Origin of the sequence: Methylocella tundrae (assembly GCF_038024855.1) — a bacterium.
GTDB classification, from domain to species: Bacteria; Pseudomonadota; Alphaproteobacteria; order Rhizobiales; family Beijerinckiaceae; genus Methylocapsa; species Methylocapsa tundrae.
On record NZ_CP139089.1, the window covers coordinates 286,773 to 301,684 of the forward strand.

The 14,912-nt window shown below is 62.5% G+C and carries 16 protein-coding genes; 8 read left to right on the forward strand and 8 right to left on the reverse strand.

Annotated elements, in window-relative coordinates; translation table 11 throughout:
• Window positions 1–80 precede the first annotated feature (80 nt).
• The gene (petA, locus tag SIN04_RS03735; protein ID WP_134486260.1) at window positions 81–608 is read right to left on the reverse strand and encodes a ubiquinol-cytochrome c reductase iron-sulfur subunit; all 528 of its coding nucleotides are present in this window, start codon (window positions 606–608) and stop codon (window positions 81–83) included.
• Window positions 609–791: 183 nt separating this feature from the next.
• Here petA and SIN04_RS03740 point away from each other — a divergent pair, with 183 nt between their 5' ends.
• From SIN04_RS03740 to SIN04_RS03750, 3 genes are all read left to right on the forward strand, one after another.
• Window positions 792–1,301 (forward strand): tRNA (cytidine(34)-2'-O)-methyltransferase, encoded by a 510-nt coding sequence (locus tag SIN04_RS03740; protein WP_134486262.1) that lies wholly within the window; start codon window positions 792–794, stop codon window positions 1,299–1,301.
• 293 nt (window positions 1,302–1,594) lie between these two features.
• Window positions 1,595–2,494, forward strand: coding sequence for an oxygen-dependent coproporphyrinogen oxidase (hemF, locus tag SIN04_RS03745; protein WP_134486264.1), 900 nt, complete (start codon window positions 1,595–1,597; stop codon window positions 2,492–2,494).
• Between the two features lie 43 nt (window positions 2,495–2,537).
• On the forward strand, window positions 2,538–2,933 hold the full coding sequence (locus tag SIN04_RS03750; RefSeq protein ID WP_244605652.1) for a YodC family protein: 396 nt from the start codon (window positions 2,538–2,540) through the stop codon (window positions 2,931–2,933).
• Between the two features lie 78 nt (window positions 2,934–3,011).
• Here SIN04_RS03750 and SIN04_RS03755 read toward each other — a convergent pair whose 3' ends face one another.
• Entirely contained in the window at window positions 3,012–3,701 is a 690-nt protein-coding gene (locus tag SIN04_RS03755) for a 4'-phosphopantetheinyl transferase family protein (RefSeq protein WP_134486266.1), read from the reverse strand.
• 227 nt (window positions 3,702–3,928) lie between these two features.
• Between SIN04_RS03755 and SIN04_RS03760 the strand changes: the two genes are divergently transcribed.
• Window positions 3,929–5,014: a quinone-dependent dihydroorotate dehydrogenase gene (locus SIN04_RS03760; protein WP_423135991.1), complete on the forward strand. Its 1,086-nt coding sequence runs from the start codon at window positions 3,929–3,931 to the stop codon at window positions 5,012–5,014.
• A 23-nt stretch (window positions 5,015–5,037) separates the two neighbouring features.
• On the opposite strand, the gene SIN04_RS03765 is transcribed toward SIN04_RS03760, so the two are convergent.
• Window positions 5,038–5,400, reverse strand: coding sequence for a DUF6460 domain-containing protein (locus tag SIN04_RS03765; protein ID WP_134486268.1), 363 nt, complete (start codon window positions 5,398–5,400; stop codon window positions 5,038–5,040).
• Between the two features lie 306 nt (window positions 5,401–5,706).
• Here SIN04_RS03765 and SIN04_RS03770 point away from each other — a divergent pair, with 306 nt between their 5' ends.
• From SIN04_RS03770 to SIN04_RS03785, 4 genes are read left to right on the forward strand one after another with little or no spacing between them, the layout of a single operon-like run.
• Entirely contained in the window at window positions 5,707–6,327 is a 621-nt protein-coding gene (locus tag SIN04_RS03770) for a 2,3-bisphosphoglycerate-dependent phosphoglycerate mutase (protein ID WP_134486270.1), read from the forward strand.
• 33 nt (window positions 6,328–6,360) lie between these two features.
• A complete protein-coding gene (locus tag SIN04_RS03775; RefSeq protein ID WP_134486271.1) occupies window positions 6,361–7,008 on the forward strand; it encodes an alpha-ketoglutarate-dependent dioxygenase AlkB in 648 nt (215 codons plus the stop codon).
• Window positions 7,009–7,016: 8 nt separating this feature from the next.
• Complete coding sequence (locus tag SIN04_RS03780) at window positions 7,017–7,856, forward strand: carbon-nitrogen hydrolase family protein (protein WP_134486273.1); 840 nt, start codon at window positions 7,017–7,019, stop codon at window positions 7,854–7,856.
• Between the two features lie 41 nt (window positions 7,857–7,897).
• Window positions 7,898–9,484, forward strand: a complete 1,587-nt coding sequence (locus SIN04_RS03785) for a peptide ABC transporter substrate-binding protein (RefSeq protein ID WP_134486275.1) — start codon at window positions 7,898–7,900, stop codon at window positions 9,482–9,484.
• Between the two features lie 27 nt (window positions 9,485–9,511).
• Here the strand turns inward: SIN04_RS03785 and SIN04_RS03790 are convergent, their stop codons facing one another.
• From SIN04_RS03790 to lptM, 5 genes are all read right to left on the reverse strand, one after another.
• Entirely contained in the window at window positions 9,512–10,105 is a 594-nt protein-coding gene (locus SIN04_RS03790) for a cob(I)yrinic acid a,c-diamide adenosyltransferase (protein ID WP_134486277.1), read from the reverse strand.
• Between the two features lie 68 nt (window positions 10,106–10,173).
• Complete coding sequence (locus SIN04_RS03795) at window positions 10,174–10,362, reverse strand: twin transmembrane helix small protein (protein WP_134486278.1); 189 nt, start codon at window positions 10,360–10,362, stop codon at window positions 10,174–10,176.
• 110 nt (window positions 10,363–10,472) lie between these two features.
• Window positions 10,473–13,247 carry a TIGR02302 family protein gene (locus SIN04_RS03800; protein ID WP_341264223.1) on the reverse strand — a complete coding sequence of 925 codons (2,775 nt, stop codon included), beginning with the start codon at window positions 13,245–13,247 and terminating at the stop codon, window positions 10,473–10,475.
• A gap of 36 nt (window positions 13,248–13,283) precedes the next feature.
• On the reverse strand, window positions 13,284–14,555 hold the full coding sequence (gene lysA / locus SIN04_RS03805; RefSeq protein WP_134486280.1) for a diaminopimelate decarboxylase: 1,272 nt from the start codon (window positions 14,553–14,555) through the stop codon (window positions 13,284–13,286).
• Between the two features lie 12 nt (window positions 14,556–14,567).
• Complete coding sequence (lptM, locus tag SIN04_RS03810; protein WP_134486282.1) at window positions 14,568–14,825, reverse strand: LPS translocon maturation chaperone LptM; 258 nt, start codon at window positions 14,823–14,825, stop codon at window positions 14,568–14,570.
• Between the last annotated feature and the right edge of the window lie 87 nt (window positions 14,826–14,912).

Genomic DNA, 14,912 nt, shown 5'->3' on the forward strand with positions numbered 1-14,912 from the left:
TGGTGTGCCGCGTGGAAATCTGCGAGTCGGCTTGCGGTCGCCCGCCTGAGGCGCGGACGGTATGCCGTTTCGCCTCAAGCCTAGCCTATGATGATTTTGATGTCGCTTGCGAATTTGTAGGGCGGCACCACCAGATTGGCGGGCGCGGGTCCCTGCCGGATGCGGCCCGATTGATCGTAGACCGAACCGTGGCAGGGGCAGAAGAAGCCGCCGTCCCGGAACGGCCCCTCGTTCTTGAGCGGAACGCAGCCGAGGTGGGTGCAGATGCCGATGACGACGAGCCAGTCGGGTTTTTGCACCCGCGATTGATCCGTCGCGGGATCCCTCAGTTCGTTCAAAGGCACCGCGCGGACTTCTTTGACTTCGTCGGGCGTGCGATGCGACACGAAAATCGGCTTGCCGCGCCATTTGACGGTCAGGATCTGGCCTTCCGCTATGCCGCTGATGTCGACTTCGACCGAAGCCGCAGCCAAAGTCGTCGCGTCGGGGCTCATTTGGCTGATCAGCGGCCAAATCGCCGCAGCCGCTCCGACCGCTCCGACGGCGCCGGTCGCTATGAAGAGGAAATCTCTGCGGGTCGGTTCTTGCAACGTCGTAGTGACTGCCATGACATCCTCGACTGGCGCTGCGTCCGCAAGTTCCGAACGCCTCTGCGCTACGCACTAATGAAGCGTAGGGAAAGAATCAACATCTCAGACTAAGGTGTGACGCTTCGACGCCGCTTTTTTTGGCATAAATAAATCATCATACTTGCGCCGGGCCGCCGGACGCCGAACCGGGAGCGCTCCATCATGCCGGGAACTTCGCCAGCGCGATTGACCCTTGCGCTCTATCAGCCGGACATTCCACAGAACGCGGGAACGATCCTGCGCATGTGCGCTTGTCTCGGCTTTGGCGCCGCGATCATCGAGCCGGCCGGCTTTCCTGTCAGCGACCGCCACTTTCGCCGCGCCGGCATGGACTATCTCGATCATGTGGCGATCGCCCGTCACGCTTCGTTCAGCGCGTTCGACGCCTGGCGCCGCCGCGAGGGCGCGCGGCTCATCCTGCTGTCGACTAAGGCGAGCCTCGCCTATACGGAATTTCGGTTCGAGGCGGGAGACATTTTGCTGCTCGGGCGCGAATCGGCGGGCGCGCCGGAGGAAGTGCACCAGGCCGCCGACGCGCGCCTTCTCATTCCGCTGCGAAATTCCATGCGATCGTTGAATGTCGCCGTCGCCGCCGCGATGGTCGCGGGAGAGGCGGCGCGGCAAATACAGATCGCGCGCCTGGCCGACGCCAATATTGTCGAAGGCGGCTAACGCTGCGTCATCGTAATGTCATGCAACGCCAGGCGTCTGCCGGGCGCGCGCCTTGACGGGTGGGCGGGGGCCTCCGACAGCTCGGCAAGACCTGAAGCCCGCCGGATGCGGCGGGTAGCTTCCAAAGACCTCGGCTTCGGGATATTCAACGCGGCGGCCGGCGGCGATTGGCGCTGCGGATAAGCCGGCGCGATCGCGGCGCGCTCCTGATCGTTCACGCGCGCGCGAGGGCGATGATCGCGAGCGATTTCAGGACGGCGCCGGATTGGCGAAAGCCGGGGAAGGCTGGACGAATGGTTGAGTGCCAAATTGGCGAAAGCCGCCAGGCGCAGGCGCGCGCCTGGTTCGAGACATTGCAGCGCAAGATCATCGCCGGCTTTGAAAGCCTGGAAGAAGACGCTCCGGGGCCGTTCGCCGAGCCCGGCATGGCGCCGGGACGTTTCGAGACGAAGCCCTGGCAAAGGACGAATAATGGCGGCGGCGGCCTGATGGCGATCCTCAAGGGCCGCGTATTCGAAAAAATGGCCGTCCACACCTCGACCGTGTTCGGGGCCTTCACGCCAGAATTCGCCAAGCAGATGCCGGGCGCAGAGGAGGATCCGCGCTTTTGGGCGTCCGGCGTTTCGTTGATCGCGCATCCCTGGAATCCGAATGTCCCATGCGTTCACATGAACACGCGCTTTGTCGAAACCAGCAAGGCCTGGTTCGGCGGCGGCGCTGATCTGACGCCGGTCCTTGACCGGCGCCGGCTCCAGACCGACGCGGACGCCAGAGATTTCCACGCGGCCATGGCGCGCGCCTGCGAGGGCTCTGAGCCCCTCGCCGATTATGCGAAATTCAAGAATTGGTGCGACGATTATTTCTACCTGAAGCATCGCAATGAAGCGCGCGGGATCGGCGGAATTTTCTACGATTATCTCGAATGCCCGCTCGACGACGAAGAAAGATTCGCCAGGACGTTCGCTTTCACGCAAGCTGTCGGCCGCAGCTTTCTTTCGATTTACCCGGAACTGGTCCGCCGCAATTTCCATCTCGCCTGGACGCCGGAGGATCGCTCCGAACAGCTCGTCCGGCGCGGGCGTTATGTCGAATTCAACCTTCTTTACGACCGGGGCACCATTTTCGGACTGAAAACGGGCGGCAATGTCGAGGCGATCCTGTCGTCGATGCCGCCGCTAGTAAAATGGCCGTAAGTTTCGGGCTCGCGCGAGGCGACCGTCACGACGGCGACATGCGTTGAATTTAACGCAAGGGAGTCTGGCGCCGGGCTGCTGCGAGGAAACGCCGCAGCTCGTCGGCGCCGGGCAAATAGAGGCCGCATTTGCGCACAACATGGGAGGCAAGCCCTTGAGCGAGACCAGCATCGGCAGCGCGACTTTCGAACCAGGCGACATCGTTCAACTGAGGTCCTTTGGGCCGGCCATGACGGTCGTCTCCGTCGACGCCGAGGGCGTCCATGTGCTTTGGTATGGCGAAGCGACGGATGAGCTGAAAACGCATGTCATCCCGGCGATCGCACTCGAAAAAATCACCGTGCTCGATGAGGACGAGGATGAAGAAGACGAGGACGATGAGGATGACGATCGTAAGGGCAAGCAGGCCGGCAAGAAGAAGCGCCGCCGCGACGATTGACCCATTTGGCCGGCGCGCATGAACAAAGCGCCATTGCGAGGCCGATTCAAGTCTCGCGGGGGCGCGGCGCCGGCGCGTTCAAGTCAATGCAAGGGTGGCTGCGTATTCGGCCGGAACTTCGAGCGATTCAACGCGCACCTGCGCCAGCGCGGGCGTGAAGCAATTGTGCTGAGGGCGGATGTCGAGCCTTTGCGGACTTAATTCAACCAGAAAGTCCTTGAGATAGGCAGTTATTCCGACCCCGAATGCTTTGAGCACGGCTTCCTTGCATGTCCATATCTTGTAAAATGCGTCGAGTTGCACCGCTCCCTCAAGGTTTTTAAGGAAGCGATGCTCGTCCTCGCAGAAAAAAGCCTCAGCCAGCGCGAGCTCGTCGATATTCTCGCGCATCAGCTCGATGTCGACGCCGATTGGACGCAGCGGCGACAGTCCAATCAGGGCCAATGCGCTGGAATGCGACACGTTGAAATGCAAATCCTCTCGCCCCGCGAGGACCGGTTTGCCGAAAGGACCGATCGAGAAGGCGAGATCTTCAGGCCGCCGACCGCTCGCATCGGCGAGCACGCGCCGAAGGGCGGCCCGCGTTAGCATGAAGCGCGCGCGATCCTCCGCACGATAGAACCGATTGGCTCGTTCGATTTCGTCGCCCGATAAGACAAGAGCCGACTCGGAGAGGCGAGCGCTTCCTCCAACGTCGACGAGCCAGAGCTCGACCGTCGCAGCGGGACTCTCGATCTTTTGCAAACCGGCAGACGCTTTGTGCTGCATGAAGCTTTTCCGGGCGCCCTATTGGGAGAGAACTTCAAGGAGCAGGAAGCCGCTTAACAAATATCCGATGAGACGCAATCACCGGAAATTTTTCATATTCCTGTGGAATCAGAAAATGATAGATCGGGTTCTCCACTGCGTTGCAACTGGCGCGTCAAGGAGTTTCAGCCATCCCCATCGATCGTTCCCGCTGCATCGCACTTTTAAGCGCGCTCGCGCAGCCCGTAATGTTCCGCCTCGATCCGGAGACCGCGCATAAAGCAGCGATCAAGGCGCTGGCGCGCCTGCCGCTTGCCGTTCTGGCGGAGCGGGACGATGCGCGGCTTGCGGTCAAGGCGTTCGGTCTCGATTTTCCCAATCCGCTGGGGCTGGCGGCAGGTTTCGACAAAAATGGCGAGGCCGTGGACGCTGTCTTTAGGCTCGGCTTCGGCTTCACCGAGGCCGGTACGATCACGCCGCTGCCGCAGCCAGGTAATCCCCGCCCGCGCCTGTTTCGACTCATGCGCGACGAGGCCGTCATCAATCGCTTCGGCTTCAACAGCGAGGGCGCGGCGGCCGTCGGCCAGCGTCTTGCGCGGCGCAAAGGCTCTGCCGCCGCGCAAAAGCCGGGCGTCATCGGAATCAACGTCGGCGCCAATAAGGAGAGCGCCGACCGCGCCGCCGATTATGTGCGCGCCATTGCTGCGCTCGCCGAGGTTGCGGATTATTTCACGATCAACGTGTCTTCGCCGAACACGCCAGGACTGCGCAATCTTCAGGAAGCGGACGCGCTCGACGATCTGCTTGCGCGCGTCGTCGCGGCTCGCGACGAGCAAATCGAATTTTTTGGCCGTAAGCCGGTGCTTTTGAAAATTGCGCCGGATCTTTCGCTGGCTGAACTTGATTCGATCGTCGCCCGCGCAAGGGCTCGCAGGATCGACGGTCTCATTATCTCCAATACGACGCTCTCGCGTCCGGCGACGCTTTTGGAGACGCAGACGGCAAAGCAGCAAGGCGGTCTTTCGGGACGCCCGCTATTCGCATTATCGACGCAGATGCTCGCCGCCGCGTTTCTGCGCGTCGAAGGCCAATTTCCCTTGGTCGGGGCCGGCGGAGTCGACAGCGCGGCGCGCGCCCTGGCCAAGATCGAGGCGGGCGCGAGCCTCGTTCAATTATATTCGGCGCTTGTCTACAAGGGTCTCGGTCTCCCCGCGACGATCAAGCGCGGCCTTCTCGCAGCGTTGGAGCGCAACGCCTATCCGACCCTTGCAGCCGCGGTTGGCGCATCGGCGAAAGATTGGGCGGCGGGAAAAATCGCAGCGGAAGACATCTGAAACCGGGGCCTTGGAGCCAAAACTCAGCGCTCTCCGCGCATGTTCAAAAGCCGCAGAACGAGCCAGATCGGCACGACGATCGCCGCGCCGACAAGGACATAATCGAAAACCTCCCGAATGGCGTCGAAACCCATGCGATAGATGCGGTTGAAGAGATCGGTCAGCCCGCGAAAAATGTCGATCGGCCTGATGTCGAGCCACATGAAGAGGGCGCCGACGATAAGGGAGACAAAAAAGAGGCGCAGAAAGACGCTGGCGGGGGAGCCGCCGAGAAAACGGTTGAGGGCGCTGCCCGAGCGCGGCGCGGCGGGCGAGCGCTGGCCCGCCGTCCACCCGGGCGGCGGTTCTGGCGTCGAACGCGTCGGATCACTCATGCGGTCGGTCATTGCAGCTCCTTTAGAGCATTTTTCCGTTCTCGGAGAAAACGAAAAATCGGATTTGCGCGGATCTTGGCGAATCGGCTTTGCGGCGCTCTGAAGATGCCGCGCCATCGGACGCCGCTCGCCATCATTCTCCATTGACGCCACAAGCCTGCGCGGGGCTTCGTATGCACGCGGGCCGGCGAGGTTCGCTCAGCCCTTGGGTTTGCCGGGCCGGAAAATTGCTTTAGAGGAGTTCGGTGGAGTTCAAGCCTGCCGATGAGCGTGAGCGCAAAGAGGCGTTATCGCTCATTCGCCAAACAAGGATGAGAGATGGATCGCATTCTCGTGCTCGTGCGCCACGGCCAGAGCGAATGGAATTTGAAAAACATCTTTACCGGCTGGAAAGACCCCGACCTGACGGATTTGGGGGTCGAGGAGGCCAGGATAGCAGGGCGCCGGCTCAAGACGGCGGGCGTCGGCTTCGACCTCGCGTTCACGTCGAATCTGCTGCGGGCGAAACGGACGATGCGGCTTCTCCTTGACGAACTCGGCGCGCCGGATGTGCCGACGGCGAATAGTGTTGCGCTCAATGAGCGCGACTACGGCGATCTTTCGGGCCTCAACAAGGCTGAGGCGGTAAAGACATGGGGCCCGGAGCAGGTTCATATCTGGCGCAGATCCTATGACGTGCCGCCGCCCGGCGGCGAAAGCCTGAAGGACACGGTCGCGCGCGTTCTCCCTTATTATTGCCAGACCATCCTGCCGGCCGTGCTCGACGGGCGGCGCGTCATCGTCGTCGCGCATGGCAATTCCTTGCGCGCGCTCATGATGGTGCTCGACAAATTGACCCCGGAGACGATTCCATCGATGGAGCTCGCGACCGGCATCCCCATATTATACCGGCTGAAGTACGATTCGACCGTGGACAGCAAAGAGGTTTTGGCCGGCTGATCAAGCGATCCCGAAGGAGCGCCGACGATTTTGATGGAGGACTTGTTTCCAGCGTCACGAGTTGACGCCGAGCTCGCTCCCGGATTGATCCTCGCGCGCGGCTTTTTCGATGCCGCGGCTCAAAAACAGCTGGTCGCGGACGTCAAAGCCCTCGCCGCGCAATCGCCCTGGTATCGGCCGCGCATGCCGCGCTCGGGAAAGCCTTTTTCCGTCCAGATGACGAATTGCGGCGCGCTCGGATGGGTCTCCGATGTCGACGGCTATCGCTACCAGTCGCGCCATCCCGTGACGGACGAGCCGTGGGCGCCCATTCCTGAACTGGCGATGGACGCCTGGAGCGCGCTTTCGTCCTATCCGCATCCGCCGCAGGCGTGTCTTGTCAATCTCTACGACGCCGGCGCGCGCATGGGCCTGCATCAGGATAGCGACGAAGGGGATTTCTCCGCCCCGGTGGTCTCGATCTCGCTCGGCGACACAGCCATTTTTCGCTTTGGCGGGCGCAGCCGCGCCGATCCAACAAGAAGCATCAAGCTCCATTCGGGCGATGTCGTCGTGCTCGGCGGCCCGTCCCGGCTCGCCTTCCACGGCGTTGACCGGATTCTCGCCGGCTCGTCGTCGCTGCTGCCGGGCGGGGGGCGCATCAATCTCACCCTGCGCGGGGTGACGAGACCAAAGCCTTAGAGGGTACGATGAAGGTTTCGCTCATTCAGATGAACTCGGTCAGCGACAAATCCGCCAATATCGAAGCGGCGGCCAGGCTGATTGAACGGGCTGTCGCGGAGGAAGGGCCGGACTGGGTGTCCCTGCCGGAATGCTTCGACTTCCTCGGCGGCGACCGGGCCGACAAATTCGGGGCCGCGGAAAAACTCCCAGATGGTCCCGCCTACGCCGCCATGCAGGCGCTGGCCAGCCGTCACAAAATCTTCATACATGCCGGTTCAATCCTCGAAAAACCGGAACAGGGAGATCGTCTCCATAACACGACCGTTGTCTTCGACCGGGGCGGAACGGAGATCGCCCGCTATCGGAAAATCCATATGTTCGACGTGACGACGCCGGACGGCGCGCAATATCGCGAAAGCAATTCCTTCGCGCCGGGCGAGGCTGTCGTGACCTATCCTTGCGAGGACATGATCGTCGGCTGCTCGATCTGTTATGACCTGCGCTTTCCGGACCTTTTTCAGGCGCTCGCCGCGCGGGGGGCGCAAATGATCGCGCTGCCCGCGGCGTTCACGCAGCAGACGGGCAAAGACCATTGGGAGGTTTTGTGCCGGGCGCGGGCGATTGAGACGCAGACTTTTTTTTGCGCCCCGGCGCAGACGGGCGCCCATGTCGTCGGCAATGAAAAGCGCCTGACCTATGGTCATTCGCTGGTCGTCGATCCATGGGGCCATGTGATCGCCAAAGCCTCCGATGGCGTTGGAATCGTATCGACCCGCATCGATCTCTCGCAGGTCGATCGGGTGCGCCGGCAAATTCCGGTGGCGCAGCATAAGGTCCGGTTCGACCTTTCCGCGCCGGAACACTGAGCGGGCGGATGGCGTCTTGTTGGAAGCCGCCCGAAAGGATCATGGCGTTGATCTCGCGCGGGCTCCTCATGGTTGCGCTGCTTCTCTGCCTCGGCGGCGCCTCGCATGCGGAAATGGTCTGGCGGCGCGGCGCGCTTGGCGATCCCGGTTCGCTTGATCCGCATAAAGCGACGACCCTCATCGAGAATAATGTGCTTGAGGATCTCTTCGAGGGGCTCGTCAGCCGCGACGCGCATGGCGCTCTGGTTCCCGGCGTCGCCGAAAGCTGGAGCGTCAGCCAGGACGGCGTCGTCTATGTTTTTCGTCTGCGCCCGGACGCGAAATGGTCGAATGGCGAAGCTGTGACCGCCGATGATTTCGTTTTCGCCTTCCGCCGGCTGATGGCGCCGCGTACGGGCGCTCCTTACGCGAGCATTCTTTACACGTTGAAGAACGCGGAAAAAGTGAACAAGGGTGAAGTTGCGCCTGAGGCTCTGGGCGTCCGCGCTTTGGCGGAAGGGCGTCTTGAAATCACGCTTGAACGCCCGACGCCCTATTTTCTCGAGCAGCTCGCCCATTTCACCGCGAAGCCCCTGCATCGAAAGTCGATCGAGGCGTTCGGCGCCGACTTCGCCCATCCGCAGCACTTGGTGACGAACGGGCCCTTTACGTTGCAGAAATTCATTCCGAACGATTCCATCGTTCTCGTCAAAAATCCCCACTACCATGACGCGGACGAGGTGGCGCTCGATCGGGAGGTCTTTATTCCGCTGGAAGACCGCTCGGCTGCGTTGCGCCGATTTATGGCCGGTGAAATCGACTCTTACGATGAAGTGCCGGTCGAGGAGATCGCTTTCGTGCGCAAGAATTTGGGCGAGGCGCTACGCATTTCGCCCAATCTTGGGGCCTGTTTTTACGCCTTCGATACGAGGCGGGCGCCTTTCAGCGACGTCAGGGTGCGGCAGGCGCTCTCAATGGCGATTGATCGCGAATTTCTTGCCGGCCGCATCTGGGGCGGCGTCATGTCGCCAAGCTACAGTTTTGTGCCGCCCGGCATCGCGAGCTATGGCGCTCCGGCCGAGGTGTCCTGGAAAGGCTTGAGCCTTGCGCAGCGGCGGGAGGAGGCGCGCCGTCTTTTGCGTGAAGCGGGCTTCGGAGAGGGTGGCAAGACGCTTGATGTCGAGATACGGTTCAACAATTCAGGCAGCCACCGCGCCACCGCCGTCGCTATCGCCGACATGTGGACGACGATCGGCGTCACGACGCGCCTCATCGGCTCCGACGCCGCAACCCACTACGCTCTCTTGCGCGAAAAACCGTCTTTCGACGTCGCGCGAATGAGCTGGTACGCCGACTACCCCGACGCCCAGAACTTTCTGTTCCTTGGCGAAAGCGGCAATCAGGGCTTGAATGTCGCAAGCTTTTCCAGCGCAGCCTATGATGCGCTCATGCGCAAGGCGAGCGGGGAGGGCGATCCTGCTCGGCGCTCCGCCATTCTGCACGAGGCCGAGGCGCTGCTTTTGAAAGAGCAGCCCTATCTCGTGCTGATGGATTATCGCTCGAGCGATCTGATCTCGCCAAAACTGCGCGGCTGGGAGCCGAATGCGCTCGACGTTCATCCCGGCCGCTATATTTCCATCGCGCCGTGAAGCGGATGCTCGGATAAATCATTGATCTCAGCGGTTTTGTCCAGGCACCCACAAAATATCGCCTTCGCCCTTGCGGTTGACGTAGCGCGCCGCGACGAACAGAAAATCGGAGAGCCGATTGACAAATTTCAGCGCCGGCTCGCCGACCTTTTCGCCTGGCGCGTCGGCGAGGGCGACGAGGAGCCGTTCAGCCCGGCGCGTCACCGTGCGGGCGAGGTGGAGCGCCGCGGCCGCCGGCGAGCCGCCCGGCAGGACGAAAGACTGCAAGGGAGGCAGTTCGGCGTTCAGTTCGTCGATCTTGCGTTCGAGCCGATCGACCTGCGCCTGAACGATCCGCAGCGGCTCATATTGTGGCGCGACGCCCTCATCCGATTCGGGGACGCAAAGGTCGGCGCCAAGGTCGAAGAGATCATTCTGGAGGCAAAGCAGCATTGCGTCGACCCTTGCGCAATGCGGCGCGATCGAGGTCGAGACGCGGGCGAGGCCGATTGCGCAATTGGCTTCGTCAATCGTGCCATAGGCCTCGATCCGCAGATCGTTCTTTGGGCGGCGCTCGCCGCTGCCGAGCGACGTTTTCCCCGAGTCGCCCGTGCGCGTGTAAATTCGATTCAAAACTACCATGCGTTTCCATTATCCCAAGGCGGCGCTCTTGACGGCGCCAATTAAAATTTATCCATTCGCCGCCGACGTCAACGGCGCAACCATAATATGCCAATGATGACGATGATCGCGACAAACTGCAAACCAACCCGCCATCGCATCAGCTTTTGCGACAGATTGGGATTGCCGCCACGGATCATATTGGCGAATCCGGCCAACAGGACGAGGAATACCGCGCCAATGGCGATGGCTGCGATGAAATTGGTTGCGGCGTACATGCCTGAAGCGCTCCGGCGAAAAGTTAGGGCAAGCGAACGAACAAAAACTCAGTGAAATCCATCGAATCGAGACGAAACGCCTGGCGAGGCGTCGCTACTCTTCTGAAAATTCAGTACCGGCGCAGCAGGCGTTCGAGGTAGTCCGTCTCCTCGCGCGGCCGTGACGGTTCGCTGAGGCGGCGGCGCAATTCCTCAAGCACCCGCTGGGCGCGCTCTGCCGCGGGAACGCCCAAGGGGTCATATTTGGCGCTCGGATTGAAGGCGCGTTCGCGGCCCGTCGGCCGGCCGAGCGGGTCCGTGCCATTCTGACCGAACTGCCCCTGCTGGCCTTCGCCCTCGCCCTCGCCTTGGCCTTCGCCTTCGCCGGGCTGGCCTTCGCCCTCGCCTTCCCCTTGGTTGCGCAGCGCCTGCGCCAGTTTTTGCGCGCCCTCACGCAGCCCGTCGACGGCGCGTCCCTGCGCTTCGACCGCGGGATCATTGCCGTGGGCGCCTTCTCCGAGCGCCTTTTGCGCATCGCGCATCGCCTTTTGCGCTTCACTGAGGCCGGTATCTCCTTGACCCGCCTTGTTCAGTCGCTTCTGCAGCTCTTCAAGGCGCCTTTGGAGATCATTCTGACGATTTTGCAACTCGGCCTGGCTCTGACCGGGAGGAGGGGCCTTTCCGGCCTGGCTGTCGCCTTCGCTCTCCTGATCATTATCGCCATTGTCCTGTGGCTGGCCCAAGCCCTGTTGCTCGTCCTGGTCCTCCAGCGGATTACGCTGGCGCCGCTGCTGGCGCTTGGCCGCCTCGCCGCTTTGATAGGTGTCGTCGCGCAGATCCTGCTGCTGTTTGCTCATCTGATCGAGCTGGTCGATCGCGCGGCTGAGTTCGCGCGATTTCGGATCGGCGTTGCGCCGCCGCGCCTGCTTCAGATTTTCGAGAATATTCTGCATCTGGTCGAGCATTTTCTGAGCCTCGGCGTTGTCGCCGTTCCGGGCCAGATCCTGCATCTTGTCGAGCATGGCCTGCAACTGCTTCTGGCTGATCGCCTTGCCGCTGCTCTGCTTGTCATCCGCGTCTTGATCCGCCCGATCCATGTCCTTTTGCTGCTGCTCGGCGAATTCGCGCAGGAACTTGTCCATGGCCTCGCGCAAATTCTCGGTCAGCTTCTTGATTTCATCGGGCGGCGCATTGCGCTGCAGCGCCTCGCGCAATTGCTGCTGCGCCGCGCGCAAGTCGCGTTCGGCCTCCGAGAGATCGCCGTTCTCGATGCGCAGCGCCATCTGCCAGAGATAATCGGCGACCTCGACGAGATCGCTGTCCTTGCTCGCCGCAGCGAGACGCTCGGAGGCGACGCGAAGGCCAAGATAAACGCCGGCGCTGACGCCAAAAGCGTCAGGCTCGATCATCAAAGCGTCGAGAGCCGTCGACACGCGCCCCTTGTCGTCCGGAGCAAGCACGAGATTGCGGCGTTGTTCGACAAGCGCGCGGGCAAGCGGCTTGGTGAATGGCTTTTGCGGCAGGGTGATCGTCACGGGATCGCTTTTGCCTTCATTGCCGCCTTCATCGCGGGCGATCAGCGTCATTTCGACCTTGGCCCCGGCCCAGGGATGCTCGGAGAGATCGATCGTCGTTTCCGCCTCTCCGGCCTCGTCGCCCGCGGGTGGAAGCTGGAGCGGCGCCTTAGGCGGATCGACCAGCGAGCGTTTGCCCGGCTTACCCCCGGGCGCGATCGGATTTGCGAAGGACGCCTCTGCGTTGATCGCGCCATAATCGTCGGTGATCAGATATTTCAGGGTCAGGGAGCCGCGCGCATTCGCCTTTGGCGGGTCGGTCAAGGCGATCACGGGCGGATTGTCGGCGATCGCCGCGAATTGGAATGCGCCGATCGAGGCGATCGTGAGACTGGCGTCGCCGTTCAGAACGAGCCTCTTCTCGCCCGGATTTTGCGCCTTCGCGGCAGCCGGCGCCGGCCCATTCGCGCCGTCAGTCTGTTTATCCTTGGCGGGCTCGATCGGCGCTTCCGTCAAGGCGCCGGCCGCCTGATAATCAACTGCTCCGCTTGAGCTGCGAATGATGATGGTCGAGCCGATCGGCGCCGCGATCTTCTGCGCCTCCATCTGCTTTGAAAGGACGATGGGCGCGCGGCCGGTATAGGCGGGGGGATCGACCCAGGCGTCGATCCGCTGCCCGGCGGAGGGCAGGCCGCTGAGCCGCCAATCGAAAGCGGCGGCGATGCGCGCATATTTTTCGGGCCCCGCGACGAAGGCGGTCGCGATGAGGCCGACGAGAACCGCGGCGCGCAAGGCATAGCGGTCAACGTCGACGACGCGGGGCGAGGGCAGCCCTGTCCGAAGCAGCGCCACCGCCTTCGCTGCGCGCTGCCGGTGCAGGCTCCACAAGGCGGCCGTCGCGGGATCCTCGCCAGCGTTGCCGAGTCGGTCATCGAGCACCGCCGCCGGACGTTCCTTTAGCTTCGAGACGCGATCAATCCGCTCCAGCGCTTCCCGGCGTGACGGAAAACGCAGTTTTCGCAGCGGCGCGAGGCCGAGGACAAGGCCGATGCCGAAAACGCCGACGCCAAGCGCCCGCGCCCAATGCGGGATTTCCAGCCAAAACCCGGTCCAGGAGAGGCAGATGAAAAGGCCGATGAGGATGAGCGGCGGCGCGAGGAGGCGCCAGCTTCGTTCAAAGAGTAGAAGCGCCCGAGTCCTCGCGGCCAGTTGCTCAAGCCGGGGATGTTTCGACGCGCCGGGGGGCGCCCCCTCGGGAGAGACATCGGGGTTGCCAGGGATCGGGCGTCCAAATATCCGCAAAAAGATCTCCAGATCGGCGGTCTGCGGCTTCTCGCGCGGTTTGGCTGAATATTGAGCCGGCGCGCGCCTCGTCTTCAATAAAGCTAGCACGTTGACGCGTCTTCGCCAGAGGCGAGCCGGGACTATCTAGCGCAACCACGCCGGAATTTTGTCCAGCGCAATCAATTCATCGTAGGTTCTACGCGGACGAACGAGCGCATATTCGCCGCCGTTGACGAGAACCTCCGGAACAAGAAGCCGGGAATTATAGGTTCCGGCCTGCACCGCGCCATAGGCTCCAGCCGACATGACGGCGAGGAGATCGCCGGGCTGGGGCTCGGGCATTTTGCGCGCCTGCGCCAAATAGTCGCCTGTTTCGCAGACCGGGCCGACAATATCGGCGAGAATTTCCGGCGCCTGCGGCCGGGTGGCGCGCACCGGCCTCACATCGTGATGGGCGTCATAAAGGGTCGGGCGGACGAGATCGTTCATCGCCGCATCGACGATGACGAAAGTCTTTGCCTCGCCGCGCTTCACGTAGATGACCTTGGTCACGAGAATCCCGGCATTGCCGACGATAAGGCGTCCCGGCTCGAAAATCAGGCGGCAGCCGAGGCCGCCGAGCCGCGCTGTGACGATCTTGGCGTAACGGTCGGGATGGTAGCTGTCTGGATCTTCACTCTCGCGATAGGGAATGCCGAGGCCGCCGCCAACATCGACATGGTCGATGTCGTGGCCGTCCGAGCGAAGGATTGAGACGAAATCGGCCGTGAGCGTGAAAGCGTCGTCAAAGGGATTGAGGTCGGTGATTTGCGAGCCGATGTGGATATCGATGCCGCTTACCCTGATCCCCGGCAACGCCGCCGCTTCCGCGAAAACGGCGCGGGCATGGCTGATCGGGATGCCGAATTTGTTCTCGGCCTTTCCGGTCGAGATTTTCGCGTGGGTCCGCGCGTCAATGTCGGGATTGACGCGAAGCGCGATCGGCGCGGTCCGGCCCATGGAGGCGGCGACCTCGGAGAGCGCGCGCAATTCAGGCTCTGACTCGACGTTGAAGCACAAAATCCCCGCCTCGAGCGCGAGCGCCATCTCGGATTTCGTCTTGCCGACGCCGGAAAAAGTGATCTTTGAGGCGGGCGCGCCAGCCGCGAGCGCGCGCCGCAATTCCCCTTCGGAAACCACGTCCATTCCGGCGCCGAGCCGCGCCAGCGTCGTCAGCACGGCCTGATTGGAATTGGCTTTCAACGCGTAACAGACGAGCGCGTCGAGATGGCTGAGCGCGCCTTTGAAGACCTCGTAGTGCCGGCTCAGCGTCGCGCTTGAATAGCAATAAAAGGGTGTTTCGACGACCTCGGCCAATGCGGCAAGATCGACATCCTCAGCGTGCATGACGCCGTTCTTCATCGCAAAGTGATGCATGGCGCCAGGACGTCAGAGCAGGGGATCAAGAATGAATGGCCGCGGCGGAGCCTTCACAGGGGCCGCGGCCGGCTTCGCAGCAGCCGTCGCCTCGCCCGGCAAGGCGAGTTCGCTTCTCGGCTCCTGCGCGGCTTCGGGAACCCCGGACAGCGGCGTCACGGGAGTCGAACCAGGCGGCGCCTCAAGCGGCCCGCGACGACCGCAACCCGTAAGGGCCAGGGCGAAGGCGAGGCAGACGGCGGCGCGGAAGATAGGGCGATAGCAAATCACGAAGCAGCTCCGGGGAGGAGCGCTACTATAAATGAAGCGCAATGGGAAACGAAAAGGCGGCTCCGGCTCTGCCCGGGCGCGCGAATG

What these genes read in the sequence shown, in the direction of transcription:
- SIN04_RS03770 (WP_134486270.1), top strand. Translation starts at nt 5,707, where the DNA reads ATGGATCGCATTCTCGTGCTCGTGCGCCACGGCCAGAGCGAATGGAAT.
- SIN04_RS03755 (WP_134486266.1), bottom strand. Translation starts at nt 3,701, where the DNA reads ATGCAGCACAAAGCGTCTGCCGGTTTGCAAAAGATCGAGAGTCCCGCT.
- SIN04_RS03795 (WP_134486278.1), bottom strand. Translation starts at nt 10,362, where the DNA reads ATGTACGCCGCAACCAATTTCATCGCAGCCATCGCCATTGGCGCGGTA.
- SIN04_RS03780 (WP_134486273.1), top strand. Translation starts at nt 7,017, where the DNA reads ATGAAGGTTTCGCTCATTCAGATGAACTCGGTCAGCGACAAATCCGCC.
- SIN04_RS03785 (WP_134486275.1), top strand. Translation starts at nt 7,898, where the DNA reads ATGGCGTTGATCTCGCGCGGGCTCCTCATGGTTGCGCTGCTTCTCTGC.
- SIN04_RS03760 (WP_423135991.1), top strand. Translation starts at nt 3,929, where the DNA reads ATGTTCCGCCTCGATCCGGAGACCGCGCATAAAGCAGCGATCAAGGCG.
- petA (WP_134486260.1), bottom strand. Translation starts at nt 608, where the DNA reads ATGGCAGTCACTACGACGTTGCAAGAACCGACCCGCAGAGATTTCCTC.
- hemF (WP_134486264.1), top strand. Translation starts at nt 1,595, where the DNA reads ATGGTTGAGTGCCAAATTGGCGAAAGCCGCCAGGCGCAGGCGCGCGCC.
- SIN04_RS03765 (WP_134486268.1), bottom strand. Translation starts at nt 5,400, where the DNA reads ATGACCGACCGCATGAGTGATCCGACGCGTTCGACGCCAGAACCGCCG.
- SIN04_RS03740 (WP_134486262.1), top strand. Translation starts at nt 792, where the DNA reads ATGCCGGGAACTTCGCCAGCGCGATTGACCCTTGCGCTCTATCAGCCG.
- SIN04_RS03790 (WP_134486277.1), bottom strand. Translation starts at nt 10,105, where the DNA reads ATGGTAGTTTTGAATCGAATTTACACGCGCACGGGCGACTCGGGGAAA.
- lysA (WP_134486280.1), bottom strand. Translation starts at nt 14,555, where the DNA reads ATGCATCACTTTGCGATGAAGAACGGCGTCATGCACGCTGAGGATGTC.
- SIN04_RS03775 (WP_134486271.1), top strand. Translation starts at nt 6,361, where the DNA reads ATGGAGGACTTGTTTCCAGCGTCACGAGTTGACGCCGAGCTCGCTCCC.